This is a genomic window from Arthrobacter psychrolactophilus (assembly GCF_003219795.1).
Lineage (GTDB): Bacteria > Actinomycetota > Actinomycetes > Actinomycetales > Micrococcaceae > Specibacter > Specibacter psychrolactophilus.
On record NZ_QJVC01000004.1, the window covers coordinates 310,258 to 333,274 of the forward strand.

At 60.6% G+C, this 23,017-nt stretch carries 19 protein-coding genes and 1 tRNA gene; 12 read left to right on the forward strand and 8 right to left on the reverse strand.

What is annotated here, in order from left to right; translation table 11 throughout:
- Genes CVS30_RS07630 through CVS30_RS07645 form a run of 4 tightly spaced genes read right to left on the reverse strand, consistent with a single transcriptional unit; the run spans position 1 to position 5,781 of the window.
- Positions 1-642, reverse strand: a complete 642-nt coding sequence (locus CVS30_RS07630; RefSeq protein ID WP_110484730.1) for a Na+/H+ antiporter subunit E — start codon at positions 640-642, stop codon at positions 1-3.
- Positions 639-2,267: a Na+/H+ antiporter subunit D gene (locus tag CVS30_RS07635; protein ID WP_110484731.1), complete on the reverse strand. Its 1,629-nt coding sequence runs from the start codon at positions 2,265-2,267 to the stop codon at positions 639-641. The genes CVS30_RS07630 and CVS30_RS07635 overlap by 4 nt, the downstream gene beginning before the upstream one ends.
- Positions 2,264-2,806, reverse strand: coding sequence for a Na(+)/H(+) antiporter subunit C (locus tag CVS30_RS07640; RefSeq protein WP_110484732.1), 543 nt, complete (start codon positions 2,804-2,806; stop codon positions 2,264-2,266). The genes CVS30_RS07635 and CVS30_RS07640 overlap by 4 nt, the downstream gene beginning before the upstream one ends.
- Positions 2,803-5,781 (reverse strand): Na+/H+ antiporter subunit A, encoded by a 2,979-nt coding sequence (locus CVS30_RS07645; protein ID WP_110484784.1) that lies wholly within the window; start codon positions 5,779-5,781, stop codon positions 2,803-2,805. The genes CVS30_RS07640 and CVS30_RS07645 overlap by 4 nt, the downstream gene beginning before the upstream one ends.
- Positions 5,782-6,003: 222 nt before the next feature.
- On the opposite strand from CVS30_RS07645, the gene CVS30_RS07650 reads away from it, so the two are divergent.
- Positions 6,004-7,332: an MFS transporter gene (locus tag CVS30_RS07650; protein WP_181419722.1), complete on the forward strand. Its 1,329-nt coding sequence runs from the start codon at positions 6,004-6,006 to the stop codon at positions 7,330-7,332.
- A 90-nt stretch (positions 7,333-7,422) separates the two neighbouring features.
- Here the strand turns inward: CVS30_RS07650 and dcd are convergent, their stop codons facing one another.
- Entirely contained in the window at positions 7,423-7,998 is a 576-nt protein-coding gene (gene dcd, locus CVS30_RS07655; protein WP_110484734.1) for a dCTP deaminase, read from the reverse strand.
- Between the two features lie 102 nt (positions 7,999-8,100).
- On the opposite strand from dcd, the gene CVS30_RS07660 reads away from it, so the two are divergent.
- From CVS30_RS07660 to CVS30_RS07680, 6 genes are all read left to right on the forward strand, one after another.
- Positions 8,101-8,586, forward strand: a complete 486-nt coding sequence (locus tag CVS30_RS07660; protein ID WP_110484735.1) for a cation:proton antiporter regulatory subunit — start codon at positions 8,101-8,103, stop codon at positions 8,584-8,586.
- Positions 8,587-8,593: 7 nt separating this feature from the next.
- Complete coding sequence (locus tag CVS30_RS07665) at positions 8,594-9,772, forward strand: cation:proton antiporter (protein WP_110484736.1); 1,179 nt, start codon at positions 8,594-8,596, stop codon at positions 9,770-9,772.
- Positions 9,773-9,924: 152 nt separating this feature from the next.
- Complete coding sequence (locus CVS30_RS07670; RefSeq protein ID WP_110484785.1) at positions 9,925-10,203, forward strand: SHOCT domain-containing protein; 279 nt, start codon at positions 9,925-9,927, stop codon at positions 10,201-10,203.
- 147 nt (positions 10,204-10,350) lie between these two features.
- Positions 10,351-10,421, forward strand: a tRNA-Gly gene (locus CVS30_RS07675).
- Positions 10,422-10,533: 112 nt separating this feature from the next.
- The gene (locus CVS30_RS18400; protein WP_281268072.1) at positions 10,534-10,668 is read left to right on the forward strand and encodes a hypothetical protein; all 135 of its coding nucleotides are present in this window, start codon (positions 10,534-10,536) and stop codon (positions 10,666-10,668) included.
- Entirely contained in the window at positions 10,665-11,828 is a 1,164-nt protein-coding gene (locus CVS30_RS07680) for a N(5)-(carboxyethyl)ornithine synthase (RefSeq protein WP_110484737.1), read from the forward strand. The genes CVS30_RS18400 and CVS30_RS07680 overlap by 4 nt, the downstream gene beginning before the upstream one ends.
- Before the next feature lie 26 nt (positions 11,829-11,854).
- On the opposite strand, the gene CVS30_RS07685 is transcribed toward CVS30_RS07680, so the two are convergent.
- On the reverse strand, positions 11,855-13,147 hold the full coding sequence (locus tag CVS30_RS07685) for an MFS transporter (RefSeq protein WP_110484738.1): 1,293 nt from the start codon (positions 13,145-13,147) through the stop codon (positions 11,855-11,857).
- Between the two features lie 162 nt (positions 13,148-13,309).
- Here CVS30_RS07685 and CVS30_RS07690 point away from each other — a divergent pair, with 162 nt between their 5' ends.
- The 5 genes from CVS30_RS07690 (at position 13,310) to CVS30_RS07710 (ending at position 18,525) form a co-directional block, all read left to right on the forward strand.
- A complete protein-coding gene (locus CVS30_RS07690; protein ID WP_110484739.1) occupies positions 13,310-14,185 on the forward strand; it encodes a LysR family transcriptional regulator in 876 nt (291 codons plus the stop codon).
- A 60-nt stretch (positions 14,186-14,245) separates the two neighbouring features.
- Complete coding sequence (gene panD, locus CVS30_RS07695; RefSeq protein ID WP_110484740.1) at positions 14,246-14,659, forward strand: aspartate 1-decarboxylase; 414 nt, start codon at positions 14,246-14,248, stop codon at positions 14,657-14,659.
- 213 nt (positions 14,660-14,872) lie between these two features.
- Positions 14,873-15,799: an AEC family transporter gene (locus CVS30_RS07700; RefSeq protein ID WP_110484741.1), complete on the forward strand. Its 927-nt coding sequence runs from the start codon at positions 14,873-14,875 to the stop codon at positions 15,797-15,799.
- A 67-nt stretch (positions 15,800-15,866) separates the two neighbouring features.
- Positions 15,867-17,453 (forward strand): helicase HerA-like domain-containing protein, encoded by a 1,587-nt coding sequence (locus tag CVS30_RS07705; RefSeq protein ID WP_110484786.1) that lies wholly within the window; start codon positions 15,867-15,869, stop codon positions 17,451-17,453.
- Between the two features lie 22 nt (positions 17,454-17,475).
- Positions 17,476-18,525, forward strand: coding sequence for a hypothetical protein (locus CVS30_RS07710; RefSeq protein ID WP_146233371.1), 1,050 nt, complete (start codon positions 17,476-17,478; stop codon positions 18,523-18,525).
- Between the two features lie 246 nt (positions 18,526-18,771).
- Here the strand turns inward: CVS30_RS07710 and CVS30_RS07715 are convergent, their stop codons facing one another.
- Complete coding sequence (locus CVS30_RS07715; RefSeq protein ID WP_245934483.1) at positions 18,772-20,697, reverse strand: NHL domain-containing thioredoxin family protein; 1,926 nt, start codon at positions 20,695-20,697, stop codon at positions 18,772-18,774.
- Positions 20,697-22,967 carry a bifunctional copper resistance protein CopD/cytochrome c oxidase assembly protein gene (locus tag CVS30_RS07720; RefSeq protein ID WP_110484743.1) on the reverse strand — a complete coding sequence of 757 codons (2,271 nt, stop codon included), beginning with the start codon at positions 22,965-22,967 and terminating at the stop codon, positions 20,697-20,699. Before CVS30_RS07720 ends, CVS30_RS07715 begins: the two co-directional genes overlap by 1 nt.
- Between the last annotated feature and the right edge of the window lie 50 nt (positions 22,968-23,017).

A 23,017-nucleotide genomic window follows, 5' to 3' on the forward strand; every position in this document is an offset into this window, starting at 1 on the left:
TTACTGCACCTCTTCGGCTTGTGTCGAGTGCGCGGACGGGGTATTCGCAGACCGCATCTTATCCGCGTAACTGGTCATGGGAGAGCCTGATATCTCTGCTTTGATCATTGCCAGTTCTTCTCTTGTCCCCATGACGTGAATCAGCCGGGCCTCAATTTCTTGAATACCCTTGCGAACTCGCTCAACAGATTCTGGGTCGGGCGCATGCATGGCGTGAACGTACAGTGTGGCGCATCCCCTGTCGACTTCCACGACGAGCGACCCCGGGATGAGTGAAAGTACGTGGCCCACTGCTGTCATGAGTAAATCTGAGGGACTACGCAAAGGCACCGCTATGACGGCGTTACGAATTGTGGGCCCCTTGAATACAGCCCAGAAGAGCACCTGGAAGCTGGCCACGAAGACCTCTTTGACGAACCACAATGCCAGGGTCAGCGCCCACAGCACATTGAAGCGGCCGCTGAGTTCAATGGGCGGAAGGTAGAAGATCTGCGACACGGCAATAGCGATCAGGGCCCCGAAGATCAGGTTCCCCGCACTAAAGTCTTGCCACAAGGCACCCCACACAACCACGAGCCAAATAAGCAGCGGCAGCTTCTGCAGGAAATTCAGTTTGCGACGGTAGCTGATTGACTGACTCATGGAGTTCCCGCCCCACTGCCCATAACGGCCTCGATGTACGGTGTGCGTTCGAGCATGCTGATGGCGGCATGCTCGCTCAGGTCAAAGAGCGGACCGGCAAAGAACGTCATACCCAAACCCAAAACAACCAGCCCCATGGTGGAATACACCATCATTCTCGGCAGAATCGGGATTTCGTTATCCCCGGAGAAGCGGCCTTCGGTAGCGTCCACATGCTTGCTGGTTCGTAGCGCGCGCATGCTCGGAACGCCCGAGGAATCCGGAGCCGTGGCCAGCAATACGGGGTCTGGATCCTCTGCATCTGCGGTACTGCGCCAGAACACGCGGTTCCAGACACGGGCCATGGCCAACAAGGTCAGCAGGCTGGCGACAACGCCGCCGACTACCAAGGTGTAGGCCAGGGGTGATCCGTCGGCCACGCCAGCTTGCAAGAGTCCCAGTTTTCCGAGGAACCCGGAGAAGGGTGGGATACCGGCCAGGTTCATCGCCGGTATGAAATACAGCACCCCAAGAATGGGCGACAATTTCGCCAATCCCCCCAAGCGTGTGATGGAGGAGCTGCCGCCACGACGTTCAATCAGGCCGGTCACCATGAACAAGCTGGTCTGGATGGTGATGTGGTGAATGACGTAAAAGATGGTGGCCGCTAGGCCCAAGACCGACGACAGCGCCACACCGAAGATCATGTACCCAATGTGGCTGACGAGGGTGAAGGAGAGCATACGTTTGATGTCGGTCTGTGCCACGGCACCGAGAATTCCCACGATCATGGTCAACAAGGCCACAATGAGCAGTGGAGAGTTGAAATCATCGCCAGGGAAGAGCAGCGTTTCCGTACGCACAATGGCATATACGCCCACCTTGGTGAGCAGCCCGGCAAACACCGCCGTCACCGGTGCCGGGGCCGTGGGGTAGGAGTCGGGGAGCCAGAAGGACAGCGGGAAGACCGCTGCCTTGATCCCGAACGCCACGAGCAACAAAACATGCAGAAGGTTTTGTGTGCCCGGGTCGAGTTCGCCCAGCTTGACGGCCAGGTCGGCGAGCGTCACGGTGCCGGTTGCCCCGTAGACCATGGCAATGGCTATGAGGAAGAGCAGGGACGAGACCACGCTGACCACCACGTAGGTGATGCCGGCCCGGATGCGGGATCCTGTGCCACCCAGTGTCATGAGGACGTAGCTGGAGGTCAGCAGGATCTCAAAGCCAACGTACAGATTGAATAGGTCACCGGCCAGGAAGGCGTTGGAGACACCGGCCACCAGAATCAGATAAGTGGGGTGGAAGACGGAAACGGGTCCGCCTTCTTCTCCGTCAGCGGCACCCTGTCCGGTTGCATACGCCAGAACCGCAAGGCTCACGGCCGATGAAATCACCAGCAAGAGGGCCGAGAACTGATCGGCCACCATGACAATGCCAAAGGGTGGCGCCCAACCACCGAGCTGAACCGCAACAGGTCCCGAGTTCCAGACAAACGCCAGAAGCCAGACCTCAAGCAACAGGGTGAGGGTAATCGTGCCAAGACTGACGCGACGTTGAGCACGCGGATGCTTGATGAGAACAAAGGCAAGAGCAGCACCCAGGAAAGGGAGGACTACGGCAAGCGGGGCCATACTGGCGACGTTCATTCCTTGTCCTTACCGGGCGTCACTGGATGAACGCCGTTGTGTTTGCTCGTTGCGTCAGGAGCAAGCGGGGTTTTCTTGGGGCCGATACCTGGAACGGTTTCTCGCTTCGCAAGTGGTTGGTCATTTTCATGGAAGTCGGAGATTTCAACGGCGATTTCCGAGTCCTCCTCGTCGTCGTAGATCTCCTGCTTAGCAACGCGAATATCTTCCATATCCACCTGGATATGGTCGGCCTTGCTCAGCAGCCAAGAACGGTAAATCAGGCTCAGCATGAAGGCAGTGACGGCAAAGGAAATCACGATTGAGGTCAAGATGAAGGCTTGTGGCAGCGGGTCATTAAACTCCGATGCTGGAATGTCTTTACTGAAGATCGGAGCCAGGCCGGCATACCCTCCGGTGGTCAAGAGCAGCAGATTAGTCGCATTGGCCAGCAACATCAAGGCTAGCAACACCCGGGTCAGGCTTCGTTCCAGCAGGAGATAAATCCCCACGGCGTAAAGCACTCCCATGACCAGCAATAAGGTGAGATTCACGCTCATCGTCCCACCTCCAGTGGCTCGTCGTCTTCGATCAGCTCGTTGCTGCCCGTCCCATCTTCTTCATGCTGATCAATCTCAGATCCAAGGCTTCGCAGAACATCGACCACCAAACCAACCACTACGAGGTACACGCCAATGTCGAAGAGTGTGGAGGTTACGAATTTGACGTGCCCGAAAATTGGCAGATCAAAGGAAATAATGGCGCTTTGGAAGACCTCTCCCCCGAAGAACAACGCCCCAACACCTGTCAATGCAGCTAGGGCCAGACCCACACCCAGCAAGGTACCGGCTGAAATTCTGGTGGCTTCTGCCAATTCAAAGCGGCCGCCCGCCAGATAGCGGATGGTCAATGCCAGACCTGCCACGAGACCGCCCGCGAAGCCGCCACCCGTTCCGTTGTGCCCAGCTATCAAGAGATAGATGGAGAGAACGATGATGCTGTGGAAGACCAGTCTGGTGACGACCTCGATAATGATCGAGCGGCGCTCAGGTGCCAGCGTCCGCCCGGCCACGAGCCAAGGGTTACTTTCCGACTGACCAAAGCGCTTGGCAACTTTCAGAGCCGCTTGGGAGGCGTCAACTTGAAGCTTCCCAATGCTCCCGGTGGCAACCGTCTCGGCGCGCGGGAGCCTGTTGCCTCGGCCGCGAACAAAGATCAAGCTGGCGACTCCGGTGGCGGCAATGGCCAAGACCGAGATTTCGCCAAAGGTATCCCAAGCCCGGATATCAACAAGGGTCACGTTGACCACGTTGAGTCCGCCACCACCAAGATAAGCCAGCTCGGGCAGTTGCAAACTGACGGGCTCATGGATGCGCGATCCCATGGCCACGATCGCCACAATGACCATCGTGGCGCCAAAAACAATACCTAGGAGCAATCTAATGCCGCGGTGACTTCCCGCTGACTTGCGCTCCAATAAGCCAGGTGGCAGCTGGCGCATGGCGAGAACAAAGGCCACAAGAATAATGGTCTCCACCAGCATCTGCGTCAGCGCCAGATCGGGGGCACCTTGCAGCGCGAAGATCAGGGCGATGCCATAGCCGGTGACGGACACCATGAGTACCGCCATGAAGCGCTTGCTGGCCCTCGCCGCGGAAATCGCGCCGACCACGATCGCGATTCCGGCAATGATCTGAAAAGGCGATCCCGGGTCAATAAAGTAGACGTTACGGGTCCAGTTCTGCTCCGTCAGGAACAGCACGGCCAGTACGGAGCCCATGGCAGTCGACAAAATGACGGCCAGATAGAAGAACAGCGAACCACGCTGGGTGCGTCCCGTGACCCAGATGGCGGCCATGTCTAGGGCCACGATGGATTGCCGGTAGGCCCGTTCAAAGTCTACGGGCGCATGGATGCGGCCCTGCGCGGCTTCAACCTTGGTGCGTAAGAAGAACAACGCCAGACCGCCAGCGACCACGATGGCACTGAGCCCCAATGCCGGGGTAAATCCGTGCCACAGCAACAGATGCATGCCGTGCGGGTCATATGCCGGGAAGAGGTCGCTATAGGGCTTGATCCAGCCTTCAACGATCTGCGGAACAACAGCATAAGCAAGGGTCAGCACGCTCAACAAGGCCGGTGCGGCGAGGAACAACCACCCGACGGGCTTGAAGACCGTCGCCATGCCTTTGCTCTTCGTGGAGAAGCCGCCCCACATGAATCGGGCGCTGTAGGCAAAGGTCAGGATCGAGCCGAGGACCATGCCAACCAGGACGGTCCAGCCAACGGCAGGGCCAGCGGGGCCGTACTGAGCCGAGGCGATGAACGCCTGGAAGATTCCTTCCTTGGCAACAAAGCCGGCCATGGGTGGCAAACCGGCCATGGAGGCCGCGCCGATGAGGGCCACAATGCCGAGCATGGGTGCTGATTTAAACACCCCGGACAATTCACGGATATCTCGGGTGCCGCTTTGGTGGTCAATAATTCCCACCACGAGGAATAGCGCTGCTTTAAACAAGCCGTGTGCCAAAACCATGGCCAACCCGGCCATGGCTGCTTCCTGGCCGCCGAGGCCCACCACGAGGGTGATGAAGCCGAGCTGGCTCACGGTGCCATAAGCCAGAATGAGCTTGAGGTCGAATTGGCGCAGTGCTCGCCAACCTCCCAGCAGCATGGTTCCCAGTCCCAGGACGACAATCATGGGCTGCCAGAATTCGGTCTGCGCGAAGCCCGGGGCCAGCCTGGCGATGAGATAAATTCCAGCCTTCACCATGGCCGCGGCATGCAGGTAGGCGCTGACCGGGGTGGGCGCCGCCATGGCACCTGGGAGCCAGAAGTGGAAGGGGATGAGGGCCGACTTGGTGACGGCACCCACGAGTAGCAGCGCAATACCAATGTCTAGGATCGTACGGGCGCTTCCCGTGGCCGCCATGAGTTCCGGCGCCTTCGCCAGAACCTCGGAAATGCTGTAGGTACCGGCACCCTCACCGACCATGATCATGCCGACCAGCATGGCCAAGCCGCCAAAGGTAGTCACGATAAGGGCCTGAAGCGCTGCTCGCCTCGCAGCGATACGGGTGCGCGCGTAGCCAATCAGAAGGTAGGACAGGATCGTGGTCAGTTCCCAGAAGACAAAGAGCAGGACCAGGTTATCTGCCGTGACAAGTCCGAACATGACGCCGGCAAAAGCCAGGAGCTGGGCGCCAAATCCACCCAATCCGAGGTCGTTACTTTTAAAGTAGCGGGCACAATAGGCCAGAACCAGGGCGCCAACACCCAGCACCAGCAGCGACATGATCCACGCCAGCTGGTCCATGCGGAAGGAAAGGTTCAAGTCGAGAACGGGAATCCAGTCCACGTCCAACGAGGGACTCGAAAGTGTGTCGGAGAACACATTTTCATATTGCGCTAGGAGCCAAATGAAGCTAATCCCCGGAATGGCCGCAAGAGCGTAGAACGCTGATCGGCCCCATCGGGAGAATAAAATGGGCGCAATTATGGCAACACTGAAGTGCGCACAGAGGACAAACAACACTAGTAGCTCCACATGTTTCGGGCTGGAAATGAGCGAATCACGGAGTTTATAGTCGGTTCCCGACCCCACTATCCTAGCAAGTGGAGCTCGCCACAGATTCCTTTTTCGTAGTAGCGGAGCACTTCCCACCCTACTGTGATCCGCTGCCTCACCACGCCGCGGTCACGCAATGTTCACTCGTATTACCCCCGTGGTGCCCATGCGCCGGATAGCATGTGCCGTATGACTGAGTATCCGCCCGCCGCAGCCTTCCCACCTGTGGCTCCGGCCAAGACCCCCGGAACACCACGACAGGTCATTGCCTGGTCACTCTGGGACTGGGGTGGTGCAGCATTTAACGCCGTCATGACGACGTTCATTTTCACGGCGCTCTACCTGACGGGCGACGCCTTTGGCGGCGCCGATAAAGCTACGGCCACCTTGGCCTTTGCCCTGTCGATCTCTGGCTTTGCGATCGCCCTCTTGGCACCGGTCGCGGGTCAGCGCACGGACCACAGCGGCCGGCGCAAGCTGTGGCTCGGTATCAATACGGCCATCGTCGCAGTGTTGACCGCGGCGTGCTTCTTCGTGCAACCTCACGAGTCGTACCTTTTGTTTGGCTGCATGCTCATCGCGGCCGGCCACGTCTTCTTCGAACTGGCCGGTGTAAATTACAACGCCATGTTGCTGCAGATCTCCACGAAAAAGACGATTGGGCGCATCAGCGGTTTAGGCTGGGCGGCCGGCTACCTCGGCGGCATCGTAGCCCTGCTCATCGTGTACGTGGCCCTGATCAAACCCGAGGTGGGCGTCTTCGGCATCACGAGCGCCGACGGCATGACGTACCGCGCCGTGGCCCTTTTCTCGGCCGCCTGGATCTTGGTCTTCTCGATTCCGGTCCTGCTAGCCATCCCCGAATCCGCCCCGGACCCAAATATGCCCAAGGTGGGATTCTTCCAGTCCTATCGGGAATTGTTCCGAACCATTGCGCTGCTATGGAAGACGGATCGGCACACCGTGTACTTCCTCATTTCCTCCGCCGTTTTCCGTGACGGGCTCGCCGCGATCTTCACCTTCGGCGCCGTGTTGGCCGTTGGTTCCTTTGGTTTCAAGACCGGCGACGTGCTGATCTTTGCCATCGCCGGCAACGTCGTAGCGGCCATCGGCGCCCTGTCGGCAGGATTCTTCGACGACAAATTCGGTCCCAAGGCGGTCATCGTCACCTCCCTTGTGGGCTTGCTTGTCTCCGGCGGCGCACTGCTCTTCCTCGACGGCAAGAACGCATTCTGGTTCTTCGGCCTGATCCTGTGCCTGTTCGTAGGTCCGGCGCAATCCTCGGCCCGCACCTTCATGGGCCGTCTGGCTCCCGAGGGGCAAGAGGGTGAGCTCTTCGGCCTCTACGCCACGACCGGGCGCGCCGTGTCTTTCCTCGCACCGCAGCTCTTCGGCATGTGCATCATCATCTTTGGTGCGCAGCGCTGGGGCATCATCGGCATTCTGGCGGTCTTGCTGCTGGGGCTCTTGCTGCTCCTGCCGGTCAAGGCGCCGCCGCACGGCAAGTCCGCCCTGTAATTTTCTCTCACAGGACGACGACGGGAGCTCACCTTTTGGATAAAAAGGTGAGCTCCCGTCGTCGTACTTCTTGGGAAAAGCTATCCCGAACTAGATCTGCGTCCGGTGGAAGTTCTGGAAGGACCGCGAGGCCGTGGGGCCCCGCTGGCCCTGGTAACGGTTCTGGTGCGGGCCGGTGCCATAGGGGTTCTCGGCCGGGGAACTCAGCTGGAAGAAGCACAGCTGGCCAATCTTCATCCCGGGCCACAGCTTGATGGGCAGGGTGGCAACATTGGAGAGCTCCAGCGTGATGTGACCGGAGAAGCCCGGATCGATGAAACCCGCCGTCGAGTGCGTCAGGAGGCCGAGTCGCCCCAGGGATGACTTACCTTCCAGACGCGCGGCGACGTCATCAGGCAGCGTAACGGTCTCATAGGTGGAGGCCAGGGCGAACTCGCCCGGGTGCAGGATGAAGGGCTCATTCGGGTCAACCTCGACCATGCGGGTCAGCTCGGGCTGCTCCTCCGACGGGTCGATGTGGGCGTAGCGGTGGTTGTCGAACAGGCGGAAGTACCTGTCGATGCGCACGTCAACACTCGAGGGTTGCACCATAGAGGGGTCGTAGGGGTCCAAGACAATACGCTTGGCATCAATTTCGGCACGTATGTCGCGGTCAGAGATCAGCACCTTATTAAAGTATCGTATCCATGCCGTGTTGGGATTATTATTCGGCTGTTTTGCGTTGAAAACATAGGGCATTCAGAGAATCACACAGCTAAGGTAAGACCCATGAATATTGAAGAGACACCGCTTCCCGGAATCGGCGTGCGCAGAGAGCTACAGCTGACCACCGGACGGCGTGTGGGTGTTGTGACGCACCGTGACGGTCGCACGGAGCTCATCCTCTCCCGCGCGGATGACCCCGATGCCTGTGCCGCATCCATACCCCTCACGGCAGACGAAGCCGCAGGACTTGGCCAGCTCCTGGGCTCGGCACAACTTATCGCCCAGCTCAGCGCCGAGCAGGAAAACGTCTCTGGCATCAGCACGCATCAGATTTTGATCCGCAAGGGATCAGCCTTCGCCGGACGCACCTTGGGTGAAACGCAGATGCGCACCCGCAGCGGCACCTCCATCGTGGCCCTGCTGCGCGATGACGACGTCATTGCCTCGCCCCGCCCGGATGAGACGCTGCATGTTGGCGATCTGGTGGTCATTGTGGGAACCGACGCCGGACTAGCTGAAGCAGCACTCATCTTGCAGTCACGAGCGTAAGCACTCCATGGACCCAACAACCCTCTCCCTCATTCAGCTAGGCATCGTCTTCTTTGCTCTCGGGTTCTTGGGTCGACTTGCCGGCCGGATCGGCATGTCGCCCGTTCCGCTCTACCTCTTGGGTGGGCTCGCCTTCGGTGATGGCGGGTTCGTTCATCTGGGCGGCATCGACGGGTTTGCGCATATTGCCAGCGAAATTGGCGTCATCCTCCTGCTACTTATGCTTGGTTTGGAATATACCGCCAAGGAGCTGGTCACCGGATTGAAGCAGTCCTGGATGGCTGGCGTGGTGGACATCGTCTTGAATATGCTGCCCGGCGCCGCCGTTGCGCTGATTCTTGGCTGGGGGCCTGTTGGCGCGTTGGTCATGGCGGGCATTACCTACAGCTCGTCCTCGGGCATCATCGCCAAGGTGCTCGGCGACTTGGGCCGTTTGGGAAACCGTGAAACACCTGTTGTTTTGGCCATTCTCGTTTTTGAAGACTTGGCCATGGCGGCATATCTTCCCATCCTGACCGCCGTATTGGCGGGCGTTTCCTTCCTCGGTGGACTGACCGCCGTCGGAATTTCCTTGCTGGTCATCACGGTGGTGCTGGTGGGTGCCCTGCGTTATGGGCACGTTGTCTCCAATATTTTGGATAGCCCGGACCGAGAATCGTTCCTGCTGAAGCTTCTGGGCGCCGCCTTGCTCGTGGCCGGGGTGGCCTCGGCCATGCAGGTCTCAGCCGCCGTGGGTGCGTTCCTGCTGGGCATCGCCATTTCAGGCGGTACGGCCGAGAATGCCACCCGGGTGCTGGAACCGCTGCGCGACTTGTTCGCCGCCATGTTCTTTGTCCTCTTTGGCCTGAACACAGATCCCCGCACCATCCCTCCCGTTTTGGGTGTGGCGCTGCTGCTGGCACTCGTCACCGCGCTCACCAAGGTTGCGACGGGCTGGTGGGCAGCCCAGAGACAAGGCATCGGCATCCCCGGCCGCGCACGCGCCGGTGCGGCCTTGATTGCCCGAGGTGAATTCTCGATCGTCATCGCCGGCCTGGCCGTTGCCTCAGGCGCCGTCCCCGAAGAACTCGCAGCACTCGCGACCACCTACGTGCTCATCATGGCGGTCAGTGGACCGGTTGCGGCCCGCTACGTGGAACCGCTCATGCGGTTGATCCAGGGCAAGAAGTTGGAGCCAGCCATCTAGGCTCGCCCCTCGGGATGTTCGACGGCGGGAGCTCACCTGAGTTTCGTGCTCTCGCCGTCCACAAGGCCTACCCAAGAGCAGCAGCTCAGGCTACCGTGAGGACAAGGAGTCATTTGACTCCGGTGCGCAACAAATCTCCCTTGGAGTTCGCTATGGCTTTTGGTCGACGCAATCGACGTCCTTCGCTCCTTGGCACGGCAGCGCGAACCGCGGTGATTGCAGGAACTGCCACGGCGGCCAGCAATGCCGTCAACGCCAAGGCTGCAAACCAGCAGGCCGCTGTCGCTCCGGCTGTGGCGACTCCACTCGCGGCTCCTGCCGTTCCCGAAGATGACCTACTCACCCGGCTTGAACGACTAGCCGCACTACACGCCTCGGGCGCTCTCAGCGAGAGCGAGTTTGCGGCCGTGAAAGCCACCCTGATTCCTTAAACAGACCAAGTCTCACTTCGCCGCCGTCGAACTTTCATCTTTTTCTCTCGGCGGTGGTTCATGCGTGTCACTGGTCAGAAGCACCCCACCTCACGGGCTAGAATCAATAGCGGAACGCTCGTGGCCATGCGCTACGAATCTTCCAGTGCGGGCGTAGCTCAATGGTAGAGCGCTAGCTTCCCAAGCTCGATACGCGGGTTCGATTCCCGTCGCCCGCTCCGCGTAACTGTAGCCCCTGTGAAAAACCGCAGGGGCTACAGTTCTTTAAACTCAGGGTGCGTGTAGGGTCAGGCCATGGGGTCATTTTGGCCTCACCTTTAGGGAGCTGACATGGGCGACAAATCACCACGGCAAACCGCATCGAAGAAATCCAGCAAATCCATCAAGGAAAAACGCGCCGATAAGCGCGCCGGAGAGTCATCGGTGACGATCTCTGACAAACCCACGCCGACCAAAAAGAAATGAGTCCCGAAAATACCGGGCTGCTCCTGGGTGTTCTGGGGAAATCGCGTAAACCTGACGAACGTCGCGCCCCCATTCACCCGGAGCATTTTTCCCGGATGGAAGACGATGTCCGGGCCCGGCTCATTGTTGAAGAAGGCTATGGCGAACGTTTCGGCATGTCCGACGACGTTCTGGCCACGCTAGTAGGCAAGGTCGCATCCCGCGAGGTCCTCCTTGCAGAATCAGATGTTGTCTTGCTGCCTAAACCTCAGGCCTCCGATTTGGCTGATCTGAGAGACGGCCAAGTTCTCTGGGGCTGGCCGCATTGCGTGCAGGATCGCGCCATCACCCAATTAGCCATTGATAAGAAGCTGACGCTGATTGCCTTTGAGGCCATGAACCACTGGGGCTCCGACGGCGGATTCGGCCTTCACGTGTTTCACAAGAACAACGAGATTGCCGGTTATTCCTCCGTCATGCATTCGCTGGCGCTCACAGGTTCAACGGGAGATTACGGGCGCCGCCTCAAGGCCGTTGTGATTGGTTTTGGAGCGACGGCTCGCGGAGCGGTGACGGCACTCAAAGCCCTCGGCATCAACGAGGTCCAGGTGTTGACGAGTCGCAGCGTGGCAGCGGTGGCCGCCCCGATCCACTCGGCCGAGATGCTGCAATTCGATTTCGCGCTCGAGGCACCGCACAAGGGCTTTGTCATGCTGGAGGACGGCGAAAAGCCGCTAAGTGAGTTCCTCGCCGAGTCCGACATCGTGGTCAATTGCACCTTGCAGGATCCCAACGATCCCATGACGTATTTAACGAAGGACGACCTTGACGCCTTCCGGCCCGGCAGCCTGATCGTGGATGTTTCCTGCGATGAGGGCATGGGCTTCAGTTGGGCCCGCAGCACCACCTTCGAGGACCCCATGTTTACGGTGGGGCGGCACATCAATTACTACGCGGTTGATCATAGCCCCAGCTATTTGTGGAATTCCGCCACGTGGGAGATCAGTGAGGCGCTCTTGCCGTTTGTTGAAACGGTGTTGGCCGGCCGGGATGCCTGGGCGGAGTCTGATTCAATTCAGCGCGCCATTGAAATTTCCGACGGCGTCATCATCAACCCGGCAATTCTCGAGTTCCAGCAACGACAGGAAAGCTACCCACACCTGCCGCTGCCGGGACTCTAGCCCTCCCTTATCACCGAGGTAGCCGGTTACCTCGACACGATATAGACCGGGCGGCGGGCGCTGCGCAGATTCATTTGCAGCGTCAGCTGCCCGCGCTGTGCCAGCACCAATCCAATAACGACGGCGGCCAGCAACGGCATACCGCCGGCCACCACCATGGCCCACTGGACTCCCCAGTGTTCGGCCAGCGCGCCCATGAGTGGACCGCCCATGGCTTGCCCGCCCAGGAGCACCATGACGTACAGGCTCATGACGCGGCCGCGGATGGAAACATTCGTGGACATCTGAACCAACTGATTGGCGCTCGTCAGGAACAACAATGAGGCAAAACCTGCCACTACCATCACGGCACCAAAGGTAAACATATTGGGAGCCGCGGACGCGATGATCAGCAGGACACCATACGAGCCCGCCGCTGTCATGACGCCGCGCAAGCGAAGTTTTGCGATCCGAGTCGAAGCCAGCGCACCACACAGTGCGCCCAGAGCAACAAGTGTGTTCAGGAGGCCGTAGCCACCCGCACCAACTTTGAAGACGTCATTGGCGTAGGCGGCCATCAAGACGGCCAGGCTCAGTCCGAAGACGGCAAAGACTGCAGCCATGATCGCCGGCCAGAAGATGGTCGGTTTCCCTAGTGCATACCGGACGCCCTCCATGAGTTGGCCCTTGGCACGCTTCACCGGCGGCATCGTCAGCAGTTCCGACGAGCGAATCATCATGAGCGAGACCACCGTGATCAAACACGCGAGGGCGTTGGCGGCGAAGGCCCAACCACCGCCAACGGCCATGATCAAGACACCGCTGACGGCGGGGCCCACCATCCCGCCAAGCTGGAAGATCGAGGAGTTCAGGCTAATCGCATTGCGGAGCTGCGTTGGGCCGACCAATTCATTGACAAAAACCTGTCGGGCCGGCTGATCAGCCACGACCACGAGGCCAAGAACAAAGGCGATCAGGTAGATGTGCCACACCTCCAAATGCCCCGTCAGGGCCAGCACGGCCATCAGGGCCGCCAACAAACCCGCCGCGCCTTGGCTCATCATCAGGATGAGTCGCTTCGAATAGCGATCGGCCAAGATTCCGCCCAGTGGCATCAGGAGCAGCGAGGGCACAAACTGCATAAAGACGGTGATTCCGACGGCGGTGACGGAACCCGAGAGCTCCAACACCATCCAGTCTTGCGCCACCCGCTGCATCCACACCGCGATGACGGCCACAATATTGGCGGAGGCAAAAATTCGGTAGTTACGGATCTTGAGCGAGGAAAAGGTCTGACTCCACGGGGGACGAGTCGTCACGAGATTGATGGGGGCGGTCATGGCAGCGTTCGTCGGTGCTGGTGGGGGCGTCAACGCGTTCGTCCTGGGTGTGGTGGGCGGATAGGTAGCTATCTCTCCAACCCTAGGCTGCGGTGAATTATGTAGAAAGGGTATGGTCCTTATAAATACTATTGAGATTCGTAATAGTTTCGGGGAGCGCCCATGCCAGAAGCACCACTTTTTGATCCGATTCAACTCAAGAGTTTCTTGACCGTCGCCGAAACTCGCAATTTCACTCGCGCGGCCGAACGCCTAGGCATCAGCCAACCAACTGTCAGCCAACATGTCCGCAAACTAGAGCAAGCCGCAGGGCGAATCTTGATCACCCGCGACACCCGCGAGGTACGACTAACGGACAACGGGGACGCCATGGCCGGATTTGCCCGGTCGATTCTGGCCGCCAATGACATTGCAACGCGCTACTTCTCCGGCGCCGCGATGCGCGGTCGGCTGCGGTTTGGAACAGCCGATGACCTGGCCATCACGGGCTTGCCCCGCATCTTGCGCGAGTTCCGTCAGCTGTACCCACAGATCAACCTCGAACTAACGGTGAGCCAGAGCGACCAGCTCTATCGTCGGCTCAAGGCCGGGGCCTTGGATCTGGTGTTTGTGAAGTGGGTGGCCAGCGAGCAGGAAGGTGAAGTCGTCAAACACGACAGCTTCGCCTGGGTGGGACTGGAAGAAACCATGCTGGAACCGGGCGCACCCGTTCCGATCATTGCCTACCCCGCGCCGAGCGTGAGCCGCAAGCTCGCGCTCGATGCCTTGGAGAACGCCGGACGTACCTGGCGCGTCACCTGCACAACAAAACAGATCAGCGGCGTGCTCGCGGCACTGCGGGCAGGCATTGGCATCGCCGTCATGCCGACGTCCTTGATTCCCGAGGATCTGAAGGTCATTACGAAGCGTTTTGATTTGCCACCCGTGGGCGATGTTGACTTCACCTTAATCCGGAACCCCGTGGCGAACACCGAGGTCATCGATGCGCTCACCCGCGCCATCATGGGACGCAAATTGACACCCGTCGCCAGACGGTGAGTGTGACGGAGACGCACTTCACAAGCCTTATTGGCCGTGCAGCGGTAGACTTATCCCGTTATGATGCGAACCATTTTTAAATCCAAAATCCACCGCGCAACCGTCACTCATGCAGATCTACATTACGTAGGCTCCGTGACCGTGGACGCCGATCTACTAGATGCTGCCGACATTCTGCCGGGAGAACTGGTTTCCATTGTGGACATCACCAACGGTGCCCGCCTAGAGACCTACACGATTGCTGGCGAGCGCGGTTCGGGTGTCATCGGCATCAACGGTGCCGCCGCCCACCTCGTGGGTGTTGGCGATCTCGTCATCTTGATCACCTACGCCCAAATGACCACTGCCGAGGCACTCGACTACGTCCCCTCGGTTGTTCATGTCGACGCGGACAACAAGATTGTGCACCTGGGCAGCGACCCGGCCGAGGCCATCACCGAGGGCCTGTTGCGCCCCGCCTTTGCACAACCCTAAAGAACCATTATTGCGAGACTCCCTCGAAGCATGACTGCTGCGCCCCGCCATGTCGCGGCAGCACTGGTGGCCCATCGTGGAGCACTTTCTACTCACACACGGAGAGCAGCCGTAGCCCAGAGTCACGGACCTCGCTTCATTTTGCCAATAAAGGGCACTCCCTGCTTAGGGTGGTGATGTGCCAATACCCAAAACCATCACCGTAGCGCCCCCGTGCTAGCCGTCATCGAGGGATTCTCGGTTGTCTGGCTCGTCATTTTGGTGGGCTGGTTTGTTGGGCGCCGAAAGGTCCTCGGGGACAACGCCCAACTAGTCCTCAGCCGACTATCGTTCTTTGTGGCGAGTCCGGCCCTACTTGTGGAAACCCTCTCCCGGGCAGAGTTGCAGACCGTGTTTGCCGCACCCTTATTGGTGGCCGCGGCCGGCGCTGTCATTACCGGTGGCAGCTATTTACTGATTGTCCGGTTCTGGCTCAAGCGCAAACTCGCCGAGTCCCTCGTCTCGGCCATGTCCTCCTCTACCGCCAATGCGGCAAATCTCGGTATCCCTATTGCCGCCTATGTTTTGGGTGACGCCGCCTTGATCGCCCCGGTTCTGGTCTTCCAATTGGCCTTCTACACCCCCTGCTATTTAATGCTTCTGGACAGCATCACGAGCGGGCGCCGCGCCACCCCGGGACGTGTTCTGCTGCAGATCGTGCGTAATCCCATGATCATTGGCACGGCCGTGGGTTTGGTCTTGGCCAGCACCGGCTGGGCCTTGCCTAATCTGATTGCCGAGCCGCTGCACCTGGTAGCAGGTGCCGCCATTCCGGCGATTTTGATTGCCTTCGGAATGTCCTTGGGGACTACCAAGCCGCTCTCTGCTGCTGACGGCAGACGCCCTGACATCCTGCTGAGCACCGGCTTTAAGCTCATCTTGCACCCGCTCGTTGCCTTCCTCTTGGGGCACTTTGCCCTCGGCATGAGCGGGGCGGCACTCTTCGCCGTCGTGGTTGCCGCGGCGCTACCAACAGCGCAAAATGTGTACGTCACGAGCCAGCGCTACCAGGTGGGACTCGCCGTCGCCAAGGACACCGTCCTTCTGACGACAGTGCTCGCCATTCCCGCCATGTTTGGCGTGGCATTCTTGTTGGGCTGAGCTACACACGCCGCAATCTAATGGCGCAATGCGGCATAGCGAATCGGGCTCGCGGTACGCTTTCGTCATGGCTACCAAAACCCCTGCAGAGCTGATCGCCACGATTTCGGCCGGCTACACATTCACTGGTTCCTCAATCGCCTTAGGCGCCGCCATGGTGGACGGCACTGTTCACCCAGAGGCGCAGGTATCGCTGCCGCTCGCCATGATGAACCGTCATGGCCTCGTGGCCGGAGCCACCGGAACCGGCAAGACCGTGACCCTTCACATGATTGCCGAGCAGCTTTCCACCGCCGGCGTCCCGGTCTTCATGGCCGATATCAAGGGCGACCTGACAGGCCTTGCCACGGCAGCCGAAGCCAGCGAAAAGCTCACCGCCCGCACTGAGGCACTCGGCCAGCAGTGGGAGTCCAAGGCCTTCCCCGTCGAATTCCTGGCCTTGGGCGGTAACGGAAATGGTGTTCCCGTCCGCGCCACCATCACCTCCTTTGGCCCGATCTTGCTGGCCCGTGTCCTTGATCTGAATGAAACGCAGGAATCCAGCCTGCAATTGGTGTTCCACTATGCCGACTCCAAGGGCCTTGAGCTCTACGATCTGAAGGATCTCCGAGCCGTCATTCAATTCCTCTCCTCGGATGAGGGCAAGGACGATCTCAAGGAACTCGGCGGGCTCTCCAAGGCCACCGCCGGCGTCATCCTGCGCAACTTGATCACGCTCGATGCTCAGGGCCTGGGCGAATTCTTTGGCATGCCGGAATTCGACACGGCCGAGCTGCTTCGCATTGCGCCCGACGGCCGCGGCGTCATCACTTGTCTGGAACTCCCCAGCATCCAGGACAAGCCGTTGCTGTTCTCCACCTTCCTCATGTGGCTCCTGGCAGACCTGTTCCGCGACTTGCCCGAGGTGGGCGATGTGGACAAGCCCAAGCTCGTGTTCTTCTTTGACGAGGCCCACCTGCTATTCAATGGCGCCAGCAAGGCCTTCCTGACGGCCATCACGCAGACCGTCCGCCTCATTCGTTCCAAGGGTGTTGGCATCTTCTTTGTCACCCAGACCCCCAAGGACGTGCCGGCCGACGTCCTGGCCCAGCTCGCCAACCGCGTGCAGCATGCCCTGCGCGCCTTCACACCCGATGATGCCAAGGCGCTCAAGGCCACCGTCTCAACCTTCCCCACCAGCGATTACGATCTCGAGGAAGTCCTCACGAGCGCTGGAATTGGTGAGGCCGTCGTGACAGTCATGAACGAAAATGGCTCGCCCACACCTGTCGCCCTGACGCGGCTGCGCGCCCCCGGTTCGGTCATGGGTCCCAGCCCGGAGGCTGCCGTGCAGGCCGTCATCTCCGCCTCGTCCCTGCTGCCCAGCTATGGGACGGCCGTGGATCCCGTCTCCGCGTATGAGAAACTTCAGACTCCCCCGCCTGCCGCCAGCACCGGCCCCGCGGTCGGCACTCCGCTGCCCCCTCCCCCTCCTCCCGTCGAGCTTCCGGCTCCCTCGAACGACGGCGGCGGCATCGCCTCCGACGTTATCGGCGCCTTGGGCGGGGCTCTTGGCGGCGGGCTGAAGTCCATGGTGCGCTCCATGGGTACCTCCCTGGGACGGAACCTCATGCGTGACATGTTTGGCACGGCGCCCCGGAAGCGCCGACGCTGATCCAGAATCAGATGAGAACACCATGAGATATGACCTGGCACCCTCGATTCCGGATGCTGCCGCCGAAGCCGGTACAGTGGACGGCGTGAACAACGGGACCCAACTCATCAAGATCGCCGCGGCGTGGCTCATGATCTTCATGCTGGGCATCGCCGCTGCCATCGTGACCATTACGGTGGTCAACACCGAAAAGTTTGGTCCGGAAAGTACCGTCTCGAACTACCTGAAGGCACTCAAGGAGGGCGACGGTGCCAAGGCTCTGGGGCTGTTACACGCTACGGTGCCGTCGGCCAATGCGGCAGCCTTAGACGGGGAAGCCCTGGCCGAATCCCAAAAAAAGCTTGCGTCCATCACACTGTCCGAGCCCGTCGACGCCCCCGACGGGCAGAAGCTCGTGACCGTCTCGTACACAATTGACGGCGCCCCCATGAGCACAGAGTTCCGGCTGACCTCGGGCCCCAATCAGTGGCTGTTCTTCAACAGCTGGGATATCGTTCCCACAAAATTGCCCACCATCTCCGCATCCGTGGTCAATGCCAATCAGGCCAGCATCAACGGTGCCGTGGCCAATATGCCGGACGGCAAAAACACCTTTGCCGTGTTTTACCCCGGCAGCTACGAGCTGGAGTACCGCTCGGCGCTCTTTGCCGCCCCGCCTGTCTCACGCAACGTGAGCGGACCGGGGCAGTCTGTTCCCGCCGTCGGGCTGGCCACAGGGCCCACCAGCGATCTGTTGAGTCAGGTGGATGCGACCATCCGCAAGTATCTGGACTCGTGCACCCAGCAGGCGGTACTCATGCCCACGGGCTGCCCCATGAGCGCGGCCACCGATAACCGCGTGGTGTCGGAGGTGGCGTGGTCGGTCGTGGAATACCCGGCCATCACTATTTCACCCTTTGGCGGGCAATGGATTCTGTCGCCCATGAACGTCAAGGCCCAGGTTGCGTATGACGGCCAGGATCTCTTCACGGGTCTCATCGACGAGGTCAAGGACGTTGAGGACTTTGGTTTCACGGCGAAACTGGCGATCTCGGGTACCAATGTGTCCGTGACACCCGTGGTCAGCTACTAAGCCACTCCGCAGCTAAGGGACATGCCCCGCCGTAGGCTCGGCTTTCGTGTTTGGCCCCTCATGTACGACGGCGTGACCCTCACCTTCCGCTGCAGCTCGGAAAATCCGGGCCGCTCGTCGACTCGGCATGTAACGCCCTTATCGAAGCGGTTTAAGGGCGTGATCTGGCGAGTCAACGCAGGGTCAGACCAAATGAAGACTGAAAGGGCGGCTCGGAAAAATCCGAGCCGCCCTTTTCGACTTTAACTACACTCCGCGCAGATCCAACACGAGATCGGCCGCACCATCGGCACTGAGGATCACGGGGATGCCCCAGTCCTGCTGGTACAGGTGGCAGGCGGCGTGATCCGGGATCTCGCCGCTGGCGTCTTCGGGGCCATCGCAGGCCGCCGCACGGGCCGTCAGGTGCAAGATACCCTCGGGTACATCGGCGTTCAAGGTCAAGGTCCGTGACAGGCCAATCGAGGTGCCATCGCCACCGAGCAGCAGCTCCGGCGGGGTGGAGGACACCTTCAACTGGGTGGGGTCTCCCCAACGGTCATCGAGCTTCTGGCCTGTGGGAGCCGCAAAGTTGATCTTCAGCGTCAATTCGCCCGGAGCCACCGGCGTCTTGGGACGCTGCGTCTGGACGGCGCCTTCGTCGACCTGGAGGGCGTTCTTCGGCAGCGGCAGGCGTACCAGTTGGTGCTGATTAGCCTCAACCACGATCAGCAGCGGCACCTCACCGGACTCATCCAGCAATACATCGCTGGGCTCTGCCAAGCCGCGGGCCAGGGTGCTGACGGTCTTGGTGGCAGGATCGTAACGGCGCACGGCACCGTTGTACGTGTCAGCCACGGCGACCGAACCATCCGGGAGCACGGCAACACCGAGGGGGTGTTGCAGGCGGGCCTGAGCGGCCTCACCGTCGCGGAAGCCAAAGTCAAAGAGGCCCTCGCCGATCGCGGTTTCCACGGTGACGGCGCCGTCGTCGGCAAACTTGAGCACGCGCAGGGCCGAAGTTTCCGAATCGGCAACCCAGATATTTCCCTTAGCGTCCTCGGTGAGACCGGAGGGCTGGGCAAACCAGGCCTGCTCGGCCGGACCGTCCAAAAGTCCTTCCAAGCCATTACCGGCCACCACGGCCAGGGCGCCGCTGGCAGGATCGAGGCTGAAGATCTGGTGGGTGCCAGCCATGGCAATCAGGACCGCGTTGCACTTGGAGGAGTAGGCCACATCCCACGGCGAGGACAAGGCAACCTCGAGCGGCGCGGTACCCAGATCGCTCTCGGAGGCGCTGGCGCCGTCGTCCGAAATGCGAGCAGGTCCGGCGTCGAGCAGGCGCTGGATGCCGTTACCGGCGAGGGTACGCACCTCCCCTGTGGTCAGGGTGATGCCGCGCAGGCGGTGGTTGACGGAGTCGGCGACAACGACGTCGTAGCCGACTGTCGCGGCCAGCTCTGCCGGAAGTAGTGCCAGACCCTGAGGCTCGTTGAACTGCGTGTCCTCGGCGGCACCATCCAGGAAGCCCTTGGTGCCGGAGCCGATGGTGCGCACCACGGTAGTCAGGTCCGGGCCCATCTCGACGAGACGGTGGTGCCCCGTGTCCGAGACGAGGAAGTTGCCACTCTCCAGCGGCAGAACCTTGCCGGGGAAGCGCAGATCCCGGATGACCGGCTCGGGCGCAACGTAGGGACCATCGCCGCGGTGGAGCGTACCCTTGGCCTCGTGCTCGGCGATGAGTTCGGGAATGAAAGAGGCCAAACCGGCCGCATGCCCCTCACCCGAGAGGTGAGAAACGATGTAACCCTCGGGGTCAATGACCACCAGGGTTGGCCAGGCGCGGGCGGAGTACGCCTGCCACGTGATCAGCTCCGGATCATCCAGCACGGGGTGGTGGATGTCGTAACGCTCCACGGCGGCGGCCAGGGCTACGGGATCAGCCTCATGCTCAAACTTGGGCGAGTGCACACCAACCGTCACGAGCACATCACTGTATTCAGCTTCCAAGGGGCGCAACTCGTCGAGCACGTGGAGGCAGTTAATGCAGCAGAACGTCCAGAAATCAAGGATGACGATCTTGCCGCGCAGCTTTTCAAGGTTCAGCTCGGCGCCGCCGGTATTCAGCCAGCCGCGACCCTCAAGTTCGGATGCCCTGATGCGGACGGGGCTTATTGTCGTAGAGGAATCCACTAGTTCGCTTCTCCTTGCGTAGCGTCCGGAGTGTCCGGACCGCCGATCTCGGTACGGGTCGTGCCGGGGGCACCCGAGGTGGGGGTTCCGGCGTCGTGCTGGTCTTGAGTCTCTTGCTGACCCTTGGGCAGATGGGGCAGGGCCGGGCCGCGATGACTGAGTTTCTCATCGCGCTGCGCCAGTTGGGCAAACATGTCATTGTAAGCGCCTAATTCGGCTTCCTTATTCCTGTCCGCGGCCCGGTCCTTGCGTTTGGTCTCTCGGGCATCCGATTTTGACCACATATAGGCCACGCCCATGGCAATCATCAGTGTGGGGAATTCTCCCACCCCCCAGGCGATACCGCCGGCTGTTTGCTGATCGACGAGGGCACTATCGCCCCAGGGTCGGCCCATGTTGCCGAAGTACTCGCCCGAGAGCAGGGACGTGGCCATCATGAGCGAGACACCGAAGAAGGCGTGGAAGGCCATAGTCGCGAGCAACAGCAGCAGGCGCAGTGGGTAAGGTGCGCGCTTGGGCAGCGGGTCGGCGCCGATCATGCTCTGGACAAAGATGTAGCCCGTGAGCGTGAAGTGCACGATCATGAGCTCGTGACCCACGTGGTAAGTCATGGCCAGCTTGAAGGCCGGCGAGTAGTAAAACAACACCAAGCTGCCGGAGAAGTTTGCCGCAGCAAAGAGCGGGTGCGTGATGACCTGAGAGTAGCGCGAGTGCACCAGCACCAAGATCCATTCGCGAATACCGCGAGAGCCGTCGCCACGCGGCGTCAGCGCCTGCAGCGCCAAGGAAACGGGGGAACCCAGCGCCAGGAACAGGGGTGCAATCACCATGAGCGCCATGTGCTCCACCATGTGAGCACTGAAGAGCACGGCACCGTACACGGCCGTGCCTCCGGAGGTGATGTAGACAAGGGACAACAGCCCCACGAACCAGGAGATGCTCCGCAGCACAGACCACTTGTCGCCGCGTTTGCGTAGCTTCACAATGCCCGCAATGTAAGCCGCACCGGCGAGGAGGGCAAAGGCAACCCAGAGCCAGTCCATGCGCCATTCGGTGATCCAGCGAGAGGGCACCAGCTCGGGCGGCAACGGATATCCGGTCAGGATCTGGGCCGGGCTCAGCGATTCCGCCACCAACTCGCGCGACTGTGGCGGGGCGGAACGGCTCAGGCCAACGGCAAGGCCGCTGACGATACCCATGATCAACAGCTCAACGAAGATCAGCTGCCACAGCAGGCGGCGCGTGGCCCCGTCTGCGTTCTTGCCGCCCTCGAGCCGCGGGATGATCCACTCACGGTGCATATAGCCGATGACGCCCAACGCCACGGTGGCCGCAACCTTGGCCAGAATTAATTGGCCGTACGAAGAGTAGAAAAGATCGTGCCAGTTGGTGATGCGAATGGCCGCATTGATAATGCCGGAACCGGTCACCGCCGCAAACGCGAAGATGGCCAGTGCCGAGAACCGCTTGAGAGTTTGTGCCGTGATCTTCCCGAGCGCACCGGAAACCACCACAAGGGCGATGATGCCGCCAACCCAGAGCGACGCCCCGGAGACATGCAGCAGGAGCGAATTCACGGCGCCCTTATGATCGGCGCTCGAGGCCGAGTGTCCGATCAAGGCCTGCGGCACAAAGCTCAACAGGGCCAGAACGAGGGGCACGGCCAGGGCGCTGATGTTGCGTAGGCCAATCACCAAGGTGGTCACGACGGCGGCCACAATGGTGATCATGAGCCAGGCTTGCCCCACCGGCAGCTCCGTCATGAAGAACACCAACATGTTGGAATACTCGGTACTTCCGGCCAATGCCAGACCGGAAATACTGGAGTAAGTGAGAACCAAAACGGCGATGGCCGACAGGGTCCAGACTCCGCCGGCAACCATGGCCAGCGTCAGTGCTCGGGCGAATGCCGGGTGTTCCGGAAGATTGGCCGGTCTGGCCGTCTTGGCCTTGCCCGAGTGCGGGCGGCGGGTCTTGAGATCCTTCGGCAGGATCACCACGGCAAACACCAAAGCACCCACCACAGCGGACAGGGCCAGGTTGTGGATTGTCGTGGCGATGGGCAGTCCCCAGCGCGTGAATGCTCCGGGATCGGCAAGCTGGGCCACCCCCGTGGCGCCTGTCCACAGCAAGGCAAGGACGACGGCGACTACCGCGGCCGCGAGCCCCAGCCACCACCAGCGGCTACGAATGCCATCGGCGAAGGTGCCCCCATCAGAGGTGGGTGCAGCATGGACGGTGGGGGCGGGGGAAGAATCTACGGGTGACACTCCTCTATTGTCCTGCACCCGGTGAACATCGGGCGAATCAGGGAGTTCTC

Coding starts and splice junctions, on each gene's coding strand:
- CVS30_RS07690 (WP_110484739.1), top strand. CDS start 13,310: ATGCCAGAAGCACCACTTTTTGATCCGATTCAACTCAAGAGTTTCTTG.
- panD (WP_110484740.1), top strand. CDS start 14,246: ATGATGCGAACCATTTTTAAATCCAAAATCCACCGCGCAACCGTCACT.
- CVS30_RS07665 (WP_110484736.1), top strand. CDS start 8,594: ATGGACCCAACAACCCTCTCCCTCATTCAGCTAGGCATCGTCTTCTTT.
- CVS30_RS07670 (WP_110484785.1), top strand. CDS start 9,925: ATGGCTTTTGGTCGACGCAATCGACGTCCTTCGCTCCTTGGCACGGCA.
- CVS30_RS07710 (WP_146233371.1), top strand. CDS start 17,476: ATGAGATATGACCTGGCACCCTCGATTCCGGATGCTGCCGCCGAAGCC.
- CVS30_RS07660 (WP_110484735.1), top strand. CDS start 8,101: ATGAATATTGAAGAGACACCGCTTCCCGGAATCGGCGTGCGCAGAGAG.
- CVS30_RS07705 (WP_110484786.1), top strand. CDS start 15,867: ATGGCTACCAAAACCCCTGCAGAGCTGATCGCCACGATTTCGGCCGGC.
- CVS30_RS07650 (WP_181419722.1), top strand. CDS start 6,004: ATGACTGAGTATCCGCCCGCCGCAGCCTTCCCACCTGTGGCTCCGGCC.
- CVS30_RS07635 (WP_110484731.1), bottom strand. CDS start 2,267: ATGAACGTCGCCAGTATGGCCCCGCTTGCCGTAGTCCTCCCTTTCCTG.
- CVS30_RS07630 (WP_110484730.1), bottom strand. CDS start 642: ATGAGTCAGTCAATCAGCTACCGTCGCAAACTGAATTTCCTGCAGAAG.
- CVS30_RS07685 (WP_110484738.1), bottom strand. CDS start 13,147: ATGACCGCCCCCATCAATCTCGTGACGACTCGTCCCCCGTGGAGTCAG.
- CVS30_RS07680 (WP_110484737.1), top strand. CDS start 10,665: ATGAGTCCCGAAAATACCGGGCTGCTCCTGGGTGTTCTGGGGAAATCG.
- CVS30_RS18400 (WP_281268072.1), top strand. CDS start 10,534: ATGGGCGACAAATCACCACGGCAAACCGCATCGAAGAAATCCAGCAAA.
- CVS30_RS07640 (WP_110484732.1), bottom strand. CDS start 2,806: ATGAGCGTGAATCTCACCTTATTGCTGGTCATGGGAGTGCTTTACGCC.